We start from the raw sequence: 17,253 nt of genomic DNA on the forward strand, positions 1-17,253 counted from the left end.
CACAAAACGCCGATGTGTATTAAATATTAATAGTATCAATCGCTGCCACACAATTGTTTTTTGTTACAATGCTAACAAAGCAATTTAGGATAAATAGCTGTGCTGCCGGTTCAAGACATATATCATCAACTCGTTACTACATTACAAAGTGATCCGATTACCTTACTACAAGCGCCGCCAGGTGCGGGTAAGTCAACATGGTTACCATTGCAGTTGATGCGCGACGGGCACTTTAAGCACATTGTCATGCTTGAGCCGCGTCGCTTAGCTGCACGTAATATTGCCAACTATTTAGCACAGTGCCAAAACGAAACCGTAGGGCAAAGCGTTGGTTTACGTATCAGGCAGGAAACCAAAGTCAGTGTTAATACCCGCCTTGAAATTGTTACCGAGGGCATGCTCACGCGTATGCTACAAAACGACCCAGAGCTCAGTGGCGTTGACCTACTGATATTTGATGAATTTCATGAGCGCTCTATTGCGGCCGATACCGCATTAGCGTTTGCATTAGAATCTCAAGCTGCACTGCGTGATGATTTAACGATTTTATTGATGTCGGCAACCCTTGATAGCGAACGCTATCAGCAGTTTTTTGATTGTTCAATTATTAGTTCCCACGGGCGTAGCTTTCCCATCGATGAAATTTACATACCCATTAAAGATGAAAGCCGCTGGCTTGACGCTATGGCCAGTATTATCAAACAAGCTTTAGTTGAACAAACAGGCAGTGCGTTAGTTTTTTTGCCCGGTCAATATGAGATCAACCGCGTACAACAAGCGCTGTCAGATTTGCCTGCAAATTGCCATGTAGTTACTCTGTTTGGTGAACAAGATAAAGCATCTCAACAAGCTGCAATTGCCCCTGCGGCAAAAGGTACTCGTAAAGTGGTGCTGACCACCAATGTTGCCGAAACTAGCTTAACCATTGAAGGTATTCGTATTGTGGTTGATAGTGGCAAGCGCCGCGCTGCTAGTTTTAATTTAAAAACTGGCGTTACTGAACTCACCACACAAAGTATTTCTCGCTCATCGGCAATTCAACGAGCTGGGCGGGCTGGGCGTATTGAGCCCGGTGTAGTTTATAGGCTTGGTTCAAAACAAACCTTTGAGCGGCGTAATAGCCATGATGCGCCAGAAATTTTAAGTGCTGATATTAGCCAATTATTATTGGAGGCAAAATGCTGGGGCGCGGAGTTAACTGATCTAAGCTTGTTAGATAGTCCAACAGCACAACAAATACAGCAAGCAACAAAATTACTGCAAATGTTAGAGGCGCTCGATAATAACAATAAATTGACCCCCCTCGGTACACGCATGCTAAGTTTTGGCGCGGATATTCGCCTAGCGCACATGCTAATTAAAGCGCAGCAACTCGAACCTCAGATGCCAGGTATTTATACATTAGCGGCGTATTTAATTGCGTTATTAGAGAGTCGGATAAGCCATGCCGCAGATTTAAGCTTAGCATTACACAGTCAACATGCTCGGCCACATCCGGTATTTAAACAGCAACTGAAATTTTGGTTAAAGCGATTAAAGCTAACTGAAGTACGCGAACTACAAACCACTTATTTGGCTTTGCTGGTGGCGTTTGCTTTTCCTGATCGATTAGCTAAAAAGCGTGGCAATGGTTACTTGCTTGCCAATGGCGCAGGTGCTGAGCTAAACAACGAGCATTGGCATAACGAGGACTACCTTGCAATTGCTTCAATGGGAGGCCAAAAAGGCAGTCGTATTTTTGCAGCTGTTGCGTTTACTCCTACAGAGATTGAGGATGAACTGACACACTTATTTACTGCACAAACGCGCTGTGAATTTGACGAAAAAACAGGGCGCTTTATTCATCAAGATGAAGTCAAACTAGGGGCAATTACAGTTACTAGCCAACCGAGTAAACATCCGCTTGATAAAAGTGAGCGGGCGAAAGCGTGGTTAGCTTTATTTCAAAAACAAGGCTTTGAATTATTTAATGAACAAAGCGACAGTGAGCAGTTACTTATTCGTATGTGTTTAGCCAGTAATTTAGTGCCGGAGCAATTTCCTGTCGTCACTAAACAAAGCTTAATCGATGACGCACAGCTTTGGTTAGGTGCTTTTCTGGAAGATATAAAAACTCTCGAACAGTTGAAAAAGTTTAACTACTTTAATGCCTTGCAAAGTTGTTTTAATTGGCAACAACAAAATGCGCTAAATGATTTATTCCCGCTGAGAGTGTCAGTTCCAAGTGGCTCAAATATTCGTATTGAATATCAACTCGACGGCCCTGCAAAACTCAGTGTTCGTATGCAAGAAGTGTACGGCATGACCAGTACGCCAATATTAGCGCAAGGCAAGTTACCCTTATTAATGGAACTACTCTCACCAGCAAGACGACCTTTACAACTAACACAAGATCTTGCTGGCTTTTGGCAAACCAGCTATCGGGAGGTGCAAAAAGAAATGAAAGGTCGTTATCCAAAACACTTTTGGCCTGATAACCCCGCCACCAGTGTGGCTACGAGTAAAGTTAAAAGTAAGATGTGAAGGAGCTAGCGAGGACAAAGTTAGCAAGAGTAAAATTGACCATTAAGCAGTGTTTTATAGTTTAAAAAAGGTAAGTTAAATACTTATTGACTGCATAAACAAGGAGTTATTTAATGCCACACTTTATTATAGATTGCTCGCAGAGTATCTTGACTCATCATGATGAAGATACCATTAATGAACAAATTCATCACACTGCAAACGCATCGGATTTGTTCGCTGAGCATGAAATTAAAGTCAGAGTAAACCCGTATAATCGTTATTTAGTGGGTAATAAACAGTACGAATTTATTCATGTTTTTGGATATATAATGGAGGGGCGAACGACTGAGCAAAAAGCTGAATTATCAAAAGCGATAGTGACTAAACTTACTCAGATGTTCCCACATATCGACAATATTGCAATGAATGTCAGTGACTTTGAAAAGGCAACATATTGTAATAAAAGCCAGCTTTAAGCAGAACATAGTGAGCGATGCTTCGACAGTGCAGATTGTTTTTTGAAAATCATTTATGGCAAAGTTGAACAGTGATTTTGTGCTTGAGGCAAAATAACTTGATAGAAAAAAGGACTCACCATGAAAAATATAATTGTTGTTTTATGTTTATTTATAAGCACATTAACGTGGGCTCAGACGCTAAGGGTTGTTGATGTATCAACAGAAATCGCCCCTGCGACTAGCTGGTTAGAAGTTGTTGATAGTGGTAAATACGCAAACAGTTGGCAGCAGGCTGGGGCGTTTTTCAAAAAAATGTACCGCAAGCGCTTTGGGTATCTAAGTTAGAGCAAGTTCGTACGCCGCTAGGTGCTGTTACATCTCGCGAAGGTATCAGTCGTCAAGTGTTAACCTCAATACCGCAACTGCCCGACGGTGATTATGTGATTTTAGAGTTTCAAACTGATTTTGAAAATAAAGCACAGTCGATTGAAACCGTGACATTAAAAAAATCTGCTGAGCAATGGCAAGTGATTGGTTATTTTATCCAGTGAATTAACCTATTATTACTACAGCTGTATTTTTTAACGAAATAAAAAATATAAAATAATTATTAAAAATTGGAGTTTACAAAAATAAAATAAAATAAAATAAAATAAAATAATGATAATGATATTTATTGTTGCTGATGTTGCATTAATTTACTTTAGTTGTGGATTGTTGCGCTCTACTAGTGAGTAAGTTATCCAAATGAAATCATGGTATAAAATGGTAGCTATAGTGGGTTGGAAAGTAATATCTAATCATAAGTGGGATTGAAACATTTATAATTATAGTATTTGTTTTTTTATTTTATTATACATTTTTACTGATTAATTTTTTTATCTTTAATATGTTTCCATTTGGGGTTGATATTTTATTTTTTTGTTCATAATTAACGCGCTTAATCGCGTTGAAATGGAATTTAAAAGATAATTATTAAGGAATGACATGAAAAAGATATTATTAACAATTGCAATGGCGTTTGTTTTGGCCGCATGTAATAGCACCTCACAAGGCCGTGATTTTGATATGGAAGTTGTAAAAGGCTTCAAAAAAGGCGAAACAACTCAAGAGCAAGTCAAAGAAGCGATTGGCGACCCTATGGGCGTTAATGATATAGGTAATGACGAAGTTGTATGGACATACAGCTACAGCGAAGGTCAAGGCGGTGGTGTAGGCTTTATTCCATACGCAGGCCATGTCGGTGGTTCTCAAAATGAGACAAAGAATGTAACAATCCGTTTTAATGCTAAAGGCATTGTATCAGGTTTATCATTCAATGAATCAGCTGGTAGTTCTTCACACCTATAACTCGTAACTATCTATTTCAACGCATTTCTATTACGGCTGCTTAGTAGTCGTAATACCCCTATTATTTATCCTCTCCCTAAATCAATCACTTTTTTATATTAAATGGTCATTAAGTTTTATATTTATTTTAAAGTAAATTATAGGCTGGTTGTTAGTCTAATGACTTTTTATTTAAATAAGTTATTGAGTGTGTTAATTTTATTATGCATTGAAAGTGCCGGTGAACATTAAAATAATTTAATTAAAAAGGTATGGGTCTTAAGTTGTAGAAGATTCGCTACATGCTTACTGAGATTGTCCAGAACAAGCCAGCCTTTTAGATGATATTTTATAAGAGTATTTTATAAAACCATCCGGCGAAGCGTGATTTATTATAAAAAGACTATACATTTTAGTTTGTTGCTGTTTTGATAGAGTGATAATTAAACACAATGCAAGAGAGCATAATGAAATACGTTACTTTTTTATTGTTAGCTGTTATCGCAACTTTTAACTTACATGCAAAAGACGAAAATAACGAACTAGAAGGACTCGCCCAGCAATATTTTTCCACCATGACGGCAACTCAGGCGCCTAAAGCTAGCAGTAAAGAACTAGAAGCTTTTTTAGCGTTACTCACTGACGATGTTGCTAATCAACACCTACCTTATCAAAGCGATGATTCTCGTTCACCTGACGGTAAGGCCATGATGCGCAAAGGTATGACTTTTTATCTAGGTGCCCACACTGAATATGAAGCAAAGTTACTTGATACTTTCATATTTAATAATACCGCGATTGCGATTCGTTACACGCAACACGCGAAAGGTGTGCACCCGCAAAACAAGCAACTGATTGAATACACCCAAACGTTGATGGATGTTCTGGAAATTGAAAACGGTAAGATTGCGGTGATCCGTAAATACCATGAGTAATTTTTAAATAGCGGTGTGAAGGTTATTTTTAGTTTTTGCTTAAATCAATATCTTAGCGTATTTTTAGAGATTACCTCTGTTAGCTTTAATAGGAATTAAAATGAATAAAGTAATTGGTATTGTGCTGATCTGTATTGGAGCTGCACTGGCTTTTTGGGGTTATGACGTTTATGACTCTGCAAGTGCGCAAATTACGCGAACTTTTAGTGGTGATACACCCATTGAGGCTTGGGCTGGAATGGTCGGTGGTGTTGTCTGTATCGTATTAGGTGCACTAAAAGTTAAAAATTAACTTTTAGTAAGCCGTAGGCTGATAAACTTTTATTGATTAGAAAACTGCGATTTTAACCATTTTTTTAATATCAATATAGTGGCTTGTTCACGCTTGCTATGGCTGGTAGCAAAATAAAACTGTTGATGTGGGTTTAATACCGGCTCACCTATTTGCACCAGCATACCCTGTTGAATATCATCTTTTACAAATTGTTTATGGGTGACCAAAACACCTAATTGGCGCATTGCCGCTTGCGTTGCTTGTACTGAAATATTAAAAGTGAGGTTTTTATGTTGTTTCGGTATTGCTAATTGATGGGCGTTACACCATACGTGCCAATCGTTATCGCGGCGTGGGTTTATGGCAAAAATAGCCAGGAAACGAGTAAGTAGCTCTTTGCCAGTTTGGCAATCTGTGGGCAAGGTTTTTATTAATTCAGGACTACATACTAAAATAAGCTCATCATCAGCCAGTTTTTCGCAGTGATATTGCGCCCAATCTTGTTGTTTACCATGCACCAAAGCGACATCCACGCCATGTTGCTCTAAGTTAAACTCTCCGACTAAATTAGATAAACGCACATCTAACTCTGGCGCGTAAGCTTGTAGTTCCGCTACTCGTGGGATCCACCAATGCAATGCCATCGAGTTCACCATATTTAAAGTTAAGTGCGCGCAGAGCTGACTCGCAGAGATCTCAAAACTTGCAGCTATAATCTCATTTAGAGCTGGCTGTACTCGCAGGTAATAGCGTTTACCCGTGCTATTTAGCTCAACTCGTCGGCCGATACGAGTAAATAATTGAGTGTTTAGTTGCGATTCAAGAGACTTAATTGCTTGGCTTATTGCAGAATGACTAATATTTAATTGCTCAGCAGCGAGGACCATACTTCCAGTTTCTGCGACTGCAATAAAACTATGAAGCGATTTTAAAGGAATAGAGTTAGCCATAGTTTCTCTTTGTTAAGTTTTACTTACAGGTTTGTGCATAATTACTCGCTTTTTCATTCTACCTATTTACGCTAATTTAGCGCCTCAGATTAATGTTAAGCTTATTATTCTCAATGTGAAACGTATTTCTCGTTGAGAAAGGAGTTGTTATGGCTGCTTTATTACGACCCAGTATGTTTATGCTGTTATCCACATTTACTTTAGCGTTGAATAGTTTATTTTCAAAACTTTTAACTGAGTATTTTAGTGATGCAATATTAGTGATGTTGCGTTTATTACTTCCTGCGTTAGTTATGTTGTTTATTGCTGCATGCAGCCGCTGGGTGATGCCAAATCAAGCAGCTTGGGGTGCATTTATCTTACGTGCCATTTTTATTGCCAGTTGCCAAGGTTGTTTTATGTTGGCCTTAAGTCGCTTAACGTTAATTGAGGCCGTGGTATTATTTAGTACTGGGCCGTTATTTATTCCGCTACTTGAGCGCTATTTTTATAAAACCAAAATCAGTCGAATGGTTTTACCTACCTTAATATTAATGGGCATTGGCGTGGTGATGCAAAACTTAACCGTACAAGGGATAACGTGGCGCTGGGAATTATTAATAGGTTTAGCGGCTGGTTTTTTTAATGGTTGCTCGCAAGTTGCTTTATTTAGAGCCAGTAAAATAAATTTACCTATCTTGGTAATAAACGGGTGCTGTTTTGCAATTGCAGCATTGTTTGTTTTACCTGTGATGGTTATTTTTACCAGCCAAGTTGAGTATCAACAAAGTATAATAATGATAGTCAATTTCGAGCAGGGGATCTTATTGTTATTATTGTTTTTAGGACTTTCAACTGCTGCAACTCAGTTTTTTCGTTCCAAAGCATATAGATTAGTTGATTCAAACTCACAGCTGGCGCCTTTAATTTATACTAACTTAATCTTTGCGGTGTTATTCCAGTTTTTATTTTTTAGTACCGTAATGAGTTTGATGCAAATTCTGGGTACGAGCTTAATTGCATTTGCGACGCTATTAAATACATTTGGCTCATATTATTATCAATGGTTTAAAGCACAACAGCAGATAGTATAAAGGAAGGTAAGAAAGGTGTTCCCCAAGTATGTGGCACTCGGTGTCAGTCCTGAAACCATAAGGTCTCAGGGCGGGAATCTGCGGTTTGCCGTAGGCTTCTCGGTACATGCCGAGCTTGCACAATAGCAGACGAACAGAAACCCTAACATAAAATTTATCGGCTCAGGGACTTAACCAAGCTCCAACACCCTAGGGAACAAATTCAGTATATAAGACATAAGCCAATCCTTACACCCCAAATTCAAAATAATTATACTGTTCGAGTGATTTTCCAGCACTGGTAACTGGCTATTTACTTTTCGGATTGCTTTTTGACCTCAATCATACTTTTCATTGGAGTTGCTATTTATCGAGTGGTAGCATTGACTTAATTAGCCAAGCGAAGATCTCAGCATGAACGAATTACCAGATTACCAACAAGCCCAATTACTATTGGAAAAAAACGAAATATTTGTCACTCCTTCAGAAGCACACGGCGTGATCAGTGGATTATTAGCCTGCGGCTTGAATATTGAAGCCAAAGAATACTTAGGCTTATTAAGCGATGTGTTTAATGATGGCCAAGCATTTAGCCATGATCTGAAAGAATTTTTTGCCATTATTTATAAGCAAGTTGTAGAAAGTTTTAACAACGAAGAGTTTCAATTTGATTTATTTTTACCAAGCGATGACGAAACCTTAGTAGATCAAGCGAATGGTTTAGTGTCATGGGTCGCTGGATTTATGCTTGGTTTTGGCTTAAAGCAAAAAGACTATGGCAAGTTATCAGCTGATGTAAAAGAAGTGATCAGTGATTTTAGTGAAATTACGCGTTTAGATACCATGTTTGATGAAACCGAAGAAGACAGCCAAGCATTGCACGAAGTAATTGAATATGTGCGAGTTTCTGCGCTGTTGTGTTTTGCTGAACTTGGTCAAGAGCAAGCGCCAAAAAGCACTAAAAAAACACTTCACTAAGTTAAAATTAACAGTACAAACAGGGTTTATAATGCCAACAGTTAAAATAGAAAAAGCAGAGTTTAAAGCACGCAGAGATCGTTTACTTGCCATGATGGAACCAAACAGTGTGGCTATCATTCCTGCGGCAAGTGAAGTAACCCGCAGCCGTGATACTGAATATGCGTTTCGCCAAGATAGCGACTTCTTCTACTTAACTGGCTTTAATGAACCCGATGCAGTGTTAGTGCTTTGCCCAAGCAGCGATACACCGAGTACGCTGTTTTGTTTGAACAAAGATAAGCTGGCGGAAATTTGGCATGGTCGTCGTATTGGTTTTGAAAAAGCTAAAAAAGATTATTTATTCGACCAAACATGTGCACTGAGTGAACTAACTGAACAATTATTGAATTTGGTGAACGGCCAGCAGATTTTATTTTATGCACAAGGTACTTATCCACAGTTTGACGATAAAGTGTGGGCGTTATTAAATACGCTGCGTGGCGCGCCTAAAAAAGGTTATAAAGCGCCACATACGATTAAAGATATTCGTGGTTTAGTGCACGAAATGCGTTTATTTAAATCACCTGCTGAGGTGAATATTATGCGCCAAGCGTGTGAAATAAGTGCCCAAGGACATATTCGTGCTATGCAGTTTGCAAAGCCAGGCGCTACCGAATATCAGCTAGAAGCCGAGCTTCATCATCATTACGCTATGCATGGTGCGCGTCATCCCGCCTATGGCACCATTGTCGGCGGTGGCGATAACGCCAATATATTGCATTACACTGCTAACAGTGATGTGCTGACCGACGGTGATTTAGTGCTGATTGATTCTGGCGCTGAACTGCAAGGTTACGCGGCAGATATTACGCGTACTTTCCCTATTAATGGGCAATTTAGCCAGCCTCAAGCTGAGCTTTATAACATTGTTCTAGCGGCGCAAGCAGCAGCGTTTACTGAAGTAAAGCCCGGTGGTAGCTTATCAAAGGCTAATAAATTAGCGATGACAGTGCTCACCCAAGGCTTAGTTGATTTAGGTATTTTGCAAGGTGAGTTACAAGAGTTACTTGATAACCAAGCATGTAAAGCATTTTATATGCATGGCCTTGGTCATTGGCTTGGCCTTGATGTGCATGATGTAGGCGACTATAAAAAAGACGAAAAAGAACGCCCATTTGAAGCTGGTATGGTACTCACTATTGAACCTGGCTTGTATGTTAGCCTAGATGCACAAGCACCTGAGCAATATAAGGGCATTGGTATTCGTATTGAAGATAACCTGTTAGTGACCGAGCAAGGTCACGAAAATCTTACCTTGAGTGTGCCAAAAAGTATCAGCGAGATTGAAGCGTTAATGCAAAAGCAAGCAATTAACCGCTAGGAGCAGGACGTGGCAGAGCAGTTTGATGTTGTTATTATCGGTGGTGGCTTAGCGGGTGCCAGTTGTGCGCTGAGTCTTGCGAAACATGCGCCGCAATTAACGATTGCGGTGGTTGAAGCAAATCAACCAAGCACTGAACACCATCCTAGTTTTGACGACCGAAGTATCGCCTTAGCACAACAATCGGTGCAATTTTTACAGACCATTAATGCCTTTGATATTGATGCCTCATTTGCTGCGGCAATTAAAAAAGTGACCGTGTCGGATCGCGGTCACTTCGGTAAAACGCAGATCGATTGTGCGCAATTTTCGCAGTCAGCTCTAGGTTATGTTGTTGAGGTAAATCCGTTTGGTCGTGCTTTACATCAACAACTTGCAGCTACCCAAGTGGTCATGTATTGCCCTGACAGTGTTGCAAATATTACCTATCATCATGACTTTGCAAGTATTACTTTGCAGTCTGGTGCTCAACTTAATGGCCAATTAGTGGTGATTGCTGACGGTGCGCAATCGGCTACTCGCCAGCTGGCAAAGATCAATTTTACTCCTGAGCCTTATTCACAAGGGGCGATCATTGCCAATATTGAAGTGGCAGGTGGTCATCATAACCATGCTTTTGAGCGCTTTACTGAGCATGGACCAATGGCATTACTCCCGATGAGTAATAACCGTTACTCGTTAGTATGGTGTATGGATAAAGCCGATATTGACGCGCATATGCAGCTTGACGACAGCGCGTTTGTAAGTGCTTTGCAAACTGCATTTGGTTATCGTGGCGGGCAATTTACTAAAGTCGGCATGCGAGCAAACTATCCACTGGTGTATGGCCGTGCTGAGTCATTAAGTGCTCACCGTACGGTACTAATTGGCAATGCAGGGCATGCGATTCATCCTATTGCAGGGCAGGGCTTTAATTTAGGCCTGCGCGATGTGCAACTTCTATGTGAATTAGTAACTAGCGAATTGGCAATTGGCAGTTACCTATTTACCCGTGAATATGCCAAACAACGTAACCAAGATATAACCACTGTAATGACGTTAACAGATTCTTTAGTGCGGTTATTTTCAAACTCATCACGAATACTCGCATTTGGTCGCAGCTGTGGTCTATTCGCCATGGATTTGTGTGCTTCTTTAAAAACACCTTTAGCTAAGCAATTAATGGGTCAGGTTAAACAAGGTAAACGACTATGAAACAGACACAAGTATGTGTTGTGGGGGGCGGCTGTGTTGGCTTAACCCTCGCGCTGGGGCTTGTTAAAGCCAATATCAGTGTAGTAGTAATTGATGCTGCAGCAAAACAAGTATTGCCAGGCGATGAATACGCTTTACGCGTAAGTGCACTGAGCCTTGCCAGCCAACACTTGTTTGAATCTTTGCAAGTGTGGCCTGAGATCATTGCTCAAAGAGCATGCGCTTATACCCATATGGATGTGCGCGACCAAGATAGCTTTGGCAAAATTGCTTTTAACAGCGATGAACTGGACCTTCCTCATTTAGGTCATATTGTTGAAAACGACATCATTCGTTATGCACTGATCAATGAATTAGAACAACACAGCCAAGCAACACTTATGTTTGATACACGCTATCAACAAATACACCAAACTGACAATGACGTCTTTATAACCTTAGACTCTGGTGAGCCGGTTATAGCCAAGTTATTAGTGGCAGCCGATGGCGCAAATTCAGCGATTCGGAAACAGTTTAATTTGCCCATTACGTTTAAAGATTATGATCATAACGCCATCGTTGCGACGGTAAGAACCACTGAGCCACATAATAATACTGCGCGCCAAGTATTTTTACCTACTGGACCACTGGCGTTTTTACCGCTGCCAGATGCCAATACGCACTCAATTGTATGGTCAACCAGTCCTGCGCATTGCCAAACGTTACTAGCCATGGATGATAGCGATTTTAATAAAGCAGTTATGGCAGCCCTTGATGGCCAATGCGGTTTATGTGAGGTACAAAGTGCGCGCACAGCGTTCCCTTTGAAAATGCGTTACGCGCAGCAATGGGTGACAGGTAAAGTGGTATTAATGGGCGATGCCGCACATACCATTCATCCGTTAGCAGGACTTGGTATGAACTTAGGCCTTAAAGATGCCGCTTACCTTATTGAGCTGTTAACTGCTGACAATAAAGAGTTTGCCAGTAATCGACTATTGCGTGATTACGAGCGTACCCGCAAGCTTGATGCACAAAAGCATATTGCCATGATGCAAGGCTTAAAAGAATTATTTGCAGGCGCTAACCCACTTAAAAAACTGGTACGTGGTGTGGGTTTAAGCTTGGTTGATAACTTAGGCCCAATTAAGCACCTGTTTGCCAAGCAAGCGATAGGGAAGTAGCAGAGATTCATTTTGTTTGATTAATACCTAAATTGCATTGCTTCGTATCAGTCGATGGCTAAATAGCATGCAATATTAATTAGGTGTTAATTAATGGAGAACAAAATGAAAAATAAAACGGCAGTAACGCTATTGTGTGCAAGTTTATGCTCAACTTACAGCTTTGCAGATGACGACAAGGTTATCTATTTAACGTTTGATGATGGCCCGATTAATGCCACCTCAGGGCTAATTGATACTTTAGATGAGGCACAAATAAAAGCGACATTTTTTATCAATGCTTTTCACATGTATGGTGAAGGCGATGAAAATGAACAACACTCACAATTAGCATTAGCTAAGCTTTTAAATAGCGGTCACCTTTTAGCTAACCATAGTTATGACCATATGTTGCATAATTGCACGGATGGAGAGCGCTCTGGTGCTGTTTATTGTAACGAAGTTGGTTTATGGCCAGTTAAATCCTACCAAGATGTAAGTATCGATTATGATTACTTTGAGCTTAATACTCAAAAGGTCTTGGCGTTATTACCTAATGCAGAAAGCTTCCCAAACTTTAAAATGAGAACAATGGCACGCTTGCCGTATACCAATGCGTGGCGTGTTACGAAAACTTTTAAAGGTGATGGTTTATGCGCAACATCTGATAATTTACCACCTTGGGATCCAGCTTTTTCTTGTGATCCACAGGTTTCTACCAATAGCTCACAAGTCGCAGTAAAAATATCTGATAAATTAGCAAGCGAAGACTATAAGGTTTATGGTTGGGATTTTGATTGGGGCCCAGTGAACTGGGGCGTTGATTACCCTGCAGAAACAATGGCAGATGGTATTCAAATGGTCGAAAGCATTAATCAAATCGTCAATACTTGCCCTGGCAAAACAATGGATCCTGTCAATAGCCGCACGCAAAACTTAGATTGCAGCGATGGATTAGCAGCGAATAAAGTAGTGATACTCACCCATGACTTTTTGTTTGAAGATGGTCCGCGCGGGCAAGGTGCGACGATTAACTTGCCCAAAATTAAAAGCTTTGTTGAGTACGCAAGAGCAGAAGGTTATCGATTTGATACACTTGATAATTATGCGCCTCAATGGCAACAAAACAGGCAATACGAAGCTACTAATTTTGTAAGTTATCAAGATAAAATTTATTCTGTGTTACAAGCACATTATTCCCAAAGTAATTGGCAGCCTTCCAGCACGCCTGCATTGTGGTTACTTGAAAAATAACGGTATTTATAAAAGGTAGGTAGCCCTACCTTTTTACTCTTTCACACTAATGATTTTTGTTTTAAGCGCTTTCTAAATTGGCTTGGTGTTGTCCCTTTTAGTGTTAAAAAGCGGCGATTAAAGTTAGAGGTATTTTTAAACCCACATTGATCGCTGATAGCCGTAATAGCGCGGTTAGTATTGATCAATAGCTTACAAGCTTGACCAATTCTTAACTGGTTAATAAATTCTGTTAAAGTGCGTTCCATGCGCTTTTTAAAAAAGCGGTGAAAGTGGTTAGTGCTCATATGCGCCATGTTAGCTAATTGTTCTGCGCTTAAGCCCTCAGTGTAATGGCGGTAAATATAATCAATCACTTTATCAAATTTATCTTTTGCGGGATCAGTTTTATTAGTGTAGCAAAAACTCGCGCTAGAAAGCTGCTGAGGGACTGCTTCTTGGCTCATTAAATACAGTAATTTAAATAAACCTAAATATTGCTCAAAAGGGTTACTGACCTCGATTTTTTCAAAATATGATTTCGCTATCATCGCTGTTTTAGTCGAGAATTTAAGGCCTTGTCGCGCAGCGATTAATAACTCTTCAAGTATGGCAAATTCAGGGTGACTAGTAATTTGCTGACTAAGCCATTTTTTTGGAATTTGTGCAACGTGAACAACTTGTACACTGTTATCTATATTCGGTGACGATTGCCAAGTATGGGGCAAATCAGCACCAAGGATCACTAGATCAAGTTCGCCATAAGGAGCAATGTAATCGCCAATATGGCATACCCCTTGACTGTTTAAAGTAAGGCAAATCTCAAAGTCTGGATGGTAATGCCAATTAAATGGAATGTAATCAAGCGTATATTTACAATAGCGCCACGATGAATTGGTATTAGGAATGACTTTTTCACACATTGCCCGCATGACGACCTCCTTATTTATTTTAGTCCCTATATTGAACAATTTTTAGCAGTCTAAGTAATACTTTTCAATTCACTTTTAGTATTAATCTATTGCACGCGATTCTTTGCTAACAGGACATTGAACATTTTGCCATCAAAATTAACATTCCTTTGATAGGAAAGTACCGGATAAAGTGTCAATTGTACTGCTTAACACGAATGCGGCGCGATACCCTAGTAACGCTTTCAATAACAATAAATAGGGGACTAGGAATGAAAAACATCAACAAAGCATCGCTTAAACTATCGACATTGGCGATATGTATCTCAGCACTATAGGTCAGTCCAATGGCATTAGCTGCAGCTCAAACTCAAGCTGACAGTGATATAGAAACCATTGAAGTGCGTGGCATTCGTCGCTCTTTAGAAGCGTCAATGAACACTAAGCGTTTTGCAGATGGAGTGGTAGATGCCATTACCGCAGAAGATATTGGTAAATTTCCGGATAAAAACATTGGTGATGCACTACAACGTATTTCAGGAGTGACGGTTGACCGCCAATATGGTGAGGTAAATGGCGTAACTATTCGTGGTACTGCACCAGAGCAATCAAGAATATTACTCAATGGTCAAACAGTAGCAAGCACCTCATGGTACGATTTAGGCCCAGCGACACGTACTTTTAATATGGAATTGTTATCAGCAGAGCAAGTGTCGGGTGTGCAAGTGTATAAAACACCGGAAGCAGATATCGAAGAAGGAGCACTGGGAGGAACCGTTAACTTAACGACTCGTAAACCTCTGGAGTTAGATGCAAATACGTTACTGCTCTCTGCAGAGTTGGCACAAAGTTCATTGTATGATGAGACTGATCCTGGTGCATCAATTCTTGCTAGTTGGAAAAATGAAGATGAAAAATTTGGTATTTTAGCAGCGTACTCTTATGAACAATTAACTTCAGGGCGCCATGTACTTGAGTCTATTGGCGGCTACTATGAGTACTTTGCAGAAAACCAAGCAACAGGACAAGAATCGACAGTCGGTGCATGGAGTTTAGGTTCGCAAGCATTTAAGTCTGAGCGTGAGCGGACCAGCGCGCAATTAACCGCGCAGTTTGCACCAACCGATAATATGGAGTTTGTGCTTGATTATTTTCGTTTTGAATTTGATAACCCGCATGTAAACCATAACTTTCTGACGGTTGGCGCCCGTGGTGCGGGTTCTACTAATGTAACCAACAATGCATTAGGCGGTACCGAGCAAGCAACTATATTACCTGCATATGCTTCTATTATTTATAATCCAGTAGTGCGTAATGCCGTTAATATGAAAGCTGATGTACTAAACCTAACTGGTAAGTTTCAAGGTGATGGCTTTGAACTCAGTGGTGTAATTGGCAAATCAACATCAGATGGCGGCACGCAATTTGGCGCATCTTCATGGTGGATCCCAGCCTCAGATGAAGGAGGTAAAATAGGTGATCCTGCATTTCCTAATGGACAAAACAGCACTGATGGTGGTTTTACTTATGATGCTACTGGTCCTTATCAAGTTTGGCTAACTTCGCTAGATGCTACCGATGCAACGCAATTTAAACATGCGCAAGAAGCAAATTTTGATACCACAGTGCAAGAGCATGATGTGAGTTATGCTCAAGCTGATGTTAAATTTGAGTTAGATGGTAATTTCTTTACTGCAATCAAGACCGGCATTAAATTTAATAGTAGCGAATTTTCGCGCATTGCATTTAACCGTAATCCAGACGAAGTACTTGGTTTTGTTCCCGATGGTAATTTATCAAATTGGAGTGATGGCGTATTAACTGGGCTGCATTCACAAAGCTCTGGTCATACGCTTGATGCATATGCCTCACTTGATACAGATAAATGGTGGGATTTCATCAGCGGTAAGTATGCAGCTGGCGAACTGACCGAAGTCGCTAACTTAGGTAATACTTTTTCAGTGGATGAAGATATGATCGCCATTTACGCGAAGGCTGATTTTAGTGGCGAAAACTACCGAGGTAATATTGGTTTACGTTACGTTGAGACTGAGCAAACATCGAGCGGCTACGCCGACGGCGCGGTTTTCAAAGAGACGGTCGATTATAATAACTTACTCCCTAGCGTAAACTTTGCTTATGATTTATCGGATGACATTATTATTCGCGCGGCAGCATCACAAGTTATGTCTCGCGCAAACTACAGTGATTTAAAACCTGGCTTAGCAATTAATGCCAATTTTGGTAGCGCCACAGGGGGAAATCCTGATCTAAAACCCTATGAAGCTAACCAGGGCGATATTGCTATAGAGTATTACTTTACAAGCGCTTCTATGGCATCAGCAGGATTTTTCAGCAAACAAATTGATAACGTTGTTTTTTCGACTGAAGCGGTTGAATTTGTAGATGGCTGTGGCGCCAGTCCAGATCTATATGAGCAATGCCGTGTTACTCGTCCTCGTAGTAACGGCGAAGGCTCTGTAAATGGTATTGAACTGCAACTACAGCATAGCTTTGCTAACGGTTTTGGGGTGGTGACTAACTATACGTACGTAGACAGTGAAACAACCACGCCAGATGGCTCAAAAGAAATGGTACCAGGTGTTTCTGAAAACAGTTTTAATGCATCAGTGTTCTTTGAGAACGATATTATCAGCACTCGTTTAGCATATAACTGGCGCAGTGAATGGATTGGTGTTGGTGCAGCCCAAGCAGTTAAAAACGATAACTATCAACAAATTGATGCGTCAATCATCTGGCATGCCATGGAAAACTTAGATGTTAGCCTTGAAGGCGTTAACTTAACCAACGAAGTGGTGCAATCGTACGATACTAACTTTGCTTTAACGCAAAATACTATCGAGTTTGGTTCACGTTATTACCTTGGTGTAAGTTATAAATTCTAATGGAGATAGGCCGCCACTTGGTG

At 40.3% G+C, this 17,253-nt stretch carries 14 protein-coding genes, 1 other RNA gene and 1 pseudogene; 13 read left to right on the plus strand and 3 right to left on the minus strand.

The annotated features are described in order from the left end of the window. The first annotated feature begins 99 nt into the window (after nt 1–99). The 6 genes and pseudogenes from hrpB to P4S61_RS13090 all read left to right on the plus strand — a co-directional run bounded on the left by hrpB (nt 100) and on the right by P4S61_RS13090 (nt 5,519). Entirely contained in the window at nt 100–2,523 is a 2,424-nt protein-coding gene (gene hrpB / locus P4S61_RS13065; protein WP_337118394.1) for an ATP-dependent helicase HrpB, read from the plus strand. 113 nt (nt 2,524–2,636) lie between these two features. Beyond that, nucleotides 2,637–2,981, plus strand: a complete 345-nt coding sequence (locus tag P4S61_RS13070; RefSeq protein WP_149983228.1) for a 5-carboxymethyl-2-hydroxymuconate Delta-isomerase — start codon at nt 2,637–2,639, stop codon at nt 2,979–2,981. A gap of 120 nt (nt 2,982–3,101) precedes the next feature. After that, nucleotides 3,102–3,514 (plus strand): annotated as a pseudogene (locus P4S61_RS13075) (DUF4019 domain-containing protein). 436 nt (nt 3,515–3,950) lie between these two features. Beyond that, a complete protein-coding gene (bamE, locus tag P4S61_RS13080) occupies nt 3,951–4,313 on the plus strand; it encodes an outer membrane protein assembly factor BamE domain-containing protein (protein ID WP_145241390.1) in 363 nt (120 codons plus the stop codon). A 446-nt stretch (nt 4,314–4,759) separates the two neighbouring features. Beyond that, the gene (locus tag P4S61_RS13085; RefSeq protein ID WP_145241905.1) at nt 4,760–5,227 is read left to right on the plus strand and encodes a nuclear transport factor 2 family protein; all 468 of its coding nucleotides are present in this window, start codon (nt 4,760–4,762) and stop codon (nt 5,225–5,227) included. Between the two features lie 100 nt (nt 5,228–5,327). Continuing rightward, a complete protein-coding gene (locus P4S61_RS13090; RefSeq protein WP_149983225.1) occupies nt 5,328–5,519 on the plus strand; it encodes a DUF3185 family protein in 192 nt (63 codons plus the stop codon). A gap of 29 nt (nt 5,520–5,548) precedes the next feature. On the opposite strand, the gene P4S61_RS13095 is transcribed toward P4S61_RS13090, so the two are convergent. Then, nucleotides 5,549–6,451 (minus strand): LysR substrate-binding domain-containing protein, encoded by a 903-nt coding sequence (locus P4S61_RS13095; protein ID WP_337118396.1) that lies wholly within the window; start codon nt 6,449–6,451, stop codon nt 5,549–5,551. Nucleotides 6,452–6,600: 149 nt separating this feature from the next. Here P4S61_RS13095 and P4S61_RS13100 point away from each other — a divergent pair, with 149 nt between their 5' ends. After that, a complete protein-coding gene (locus P4S61_RS13100) occupies nt 6,601–7,524 on the plus strand; it encodes a DMT family transporter (protein WP_149983224.1) in 924 nt (307 codons plus the stop codon). A 15-nt stretch (nt 7,525–7,539) separates the two neighbouring features. Here P4S61_RS13100 and ssrS read toward each other — a convergent pair. Continuing rightward, nucleotides 7,540–7,723: non-coding RNA, 6S RNA (ssrS, locus tag P4S61_RS13105), on the minus strand. A 194-nt stretch (nt 7,724–7,917) separates the two neighbouring features. Here ssrS and P4S61_RS13110 point away from each other — a divergent pair. The 5 genes from P4S61_RS13110 to P4S61_RS13130 all read left to right on the plus strand — a co-directional run bounded on the left by P4S61_RS13110 (nt 7,918) and on the right by P4S61_RS13130 (nt 13,434). Next, nucleotides 7,918–8,481 (plus strand): UPF0149 family protein, encoded by a 564-nt coding sequence (locus P4S61_RS13110; protein ID WP_337118397.1) that lies wholly within the window; start codon nt 7,918–7,920, stop codon nt 8,479–8,481. A 31-nt stretch (nt 8,482–8,512) separates the two neighbouring features. Then, the gene (pepP, locus tag P4S61_RS13115) at nt 8,513–9,844 is read left to right on the plus strand and encodes a Xaa-Pro aminopeptidase (protein WP_145241892.1); all 1,332 of its coding nucleotides are present in this window, start codon (nt 8,513–8,515) and stop codon (nt 9,842–9,844) included. A gap of 9 nt (nt 9,845–9,853) precedes the next feature. Continuing rightward, a complete protein-coding gene (gene ubiH, locus P4S61_RS13120; protein WP_337118398.1) occupies nt 9,854–11,038 on the plus strand; it encodes a 2-octaprenyl-6-methoxyphenyl hydroxylase in 1,185 nt (394 codons plus the stop codon). Next, nucleotides 11,035–12,201, plus strand: a complete 1,167-nt coding sequence (locus tag P4S61_RS13125; RefSeq protein WP_149983222.1) for an FAD-dependent monooxygenase — start codon at nt 11,035–11,037, stop codon at nt 12,199–12,201. Before ubiH ends, P4S61_RS13125 begins: the two co-directional genes overlap by 4 nt. Before the next feature lie 105 nt (nt 12,202–12,306). Then, nucleotides 12,307–13,434, plus strand: a complete 1,128-nt coding sequence (locus tag P4S61_RS13130) for a polysaccharide deacetylase family protein (RefSeq protein ID WP_337118399.1) — start codon at nt 12,307–12,309, stop codon at nt 13,432–13,434. 41 nt (nt 13,435–13,475) lie between these two features. Here the strand turns inward: P4S61_RS13130 and P4S61_RS13135 are convergent, their stop codons facing one another. Next, nucleotides 13,476–14,345: an AraC family transcriptional regulator gene (locus P4S61_RS13135; RefSeq protein WP_145241883.1), complete on the minus strand. Its 870-nt coding sequence runs from the start codon at nt 14,343–14,345 to the stop codon at nt 13,476–13,478. A gap of 326 nt (nt 14,346–14,671) precedes the next feature. Between P4S61_RS13135 and P4S61_RS13140 the strand changes: the two genes are divergently transcribed. After that, the gene (locus P4S61_RS13140) at nt 14,672–17,230 is read left to right on the plus strand and encodes a TonB-dependent receptor (protein ID WP_337118400.1); all 2,559 of its coding nucleotides are present in this window, start codon (nt 14,672–14,674) and stop codon (nt 17,228–17,230) included. Nucleotides 17,231–17,253 lie beyond the last annotated feature (23 nt).

This window comes from Pseudoalteromonas sp. B160, assembly GCF_037162485.1.
Classification (GTDB): Bacteria; Pseudomonadota; Gammaproteobacteria; order Enterobacterales; family Alteromonadaceae; genus Pseudoalteromonas; species Pseudoalteromonas rhizosphaerae.

Bases quoted from the DNA above. Each gene is read 5' to 3' on its own strand.
- P4S61_RS13070 (WP_149983228.1), top strand. From the start codon at position 2,637: ATGCCACACTTTATTATAGATTGCTCGCAGAGTATCTTGACTCATCAT.
- bamE (WP_145241390.1), top strand. From the start codon at position 3,951: ATGAAAAAGATATTATTAACAATTGCAATGGCGTTTGTTTTGGCCGCA.
- P4S61_RS13085 (WP_145241905.1), top strand. From the start codon at position 4,760: ATGAAATACGTTACTTTTTTATTGTTAGCTGTTATCGCAACTTTTAAC.
- P4S61_RS13090 (WP_149983225.1), top strand. From the start codon at position 5,328: ATGAATAAAGTAATTGGTATTGTGCTGATCTGTATTGGAGCTGCACTG.
- P4S61_RS13095 (WP_337118396.1), bottom strand. From the start codon at position 6,451: ATGGCTAACTCTATTCCTTTAAAATCGCTTCATAGTTTTATTGCAGTC.
- P4S61_RS13100 (WP_149983224.1), top strand. From the start codon at position 6,601: ATGGCTGCTTTATTACGACCCAGTATGTTTATGCTGTTATCCACATTT.
- P4S61_RS13110 (WP_337118397.1), top strand. From the start codon at position 7,918: ATGAACGAATTACCAGATTACCAACAAGCCCAATTACTATTGGAAAAA.
- pepP (WP_145241892.1), top strand. From the start codon at position 8,513: ATGCCAACAGTTAAAATAGAAAAAGCAGAGTTTAAAGCACGCAGAGAT.
- P4S61_RS13125 (WP_149983222.1), top strand. From the start codon at position 11,035: ATGAAACAGACACAAGTATGTGTTGTGGGGGGCGGCTGTGTTGGCTTA.
- P4S61_RS13130 (WP_337118399.1), top strand. From the start codon at position 12,307: ATGAAAAATAAAACGGCAGTAACGCTATTGTGTGCAAGTTTATGCTCA.
- P4S61_RS13135 (WP_145241883.1), bottom strand. From the start codon at position 14,345: ATGCGGGCAATGTGTGAAAAAGTCATTCCTAATACCAATTCATCGTGG.
- P4S61_RS13140 (WP_337118400.1), top strand. From the start codon at position 14,672: ATGGCATTAGCTGCAGCTCAAACTCAAGCTGACAGTGATATAGAAACC.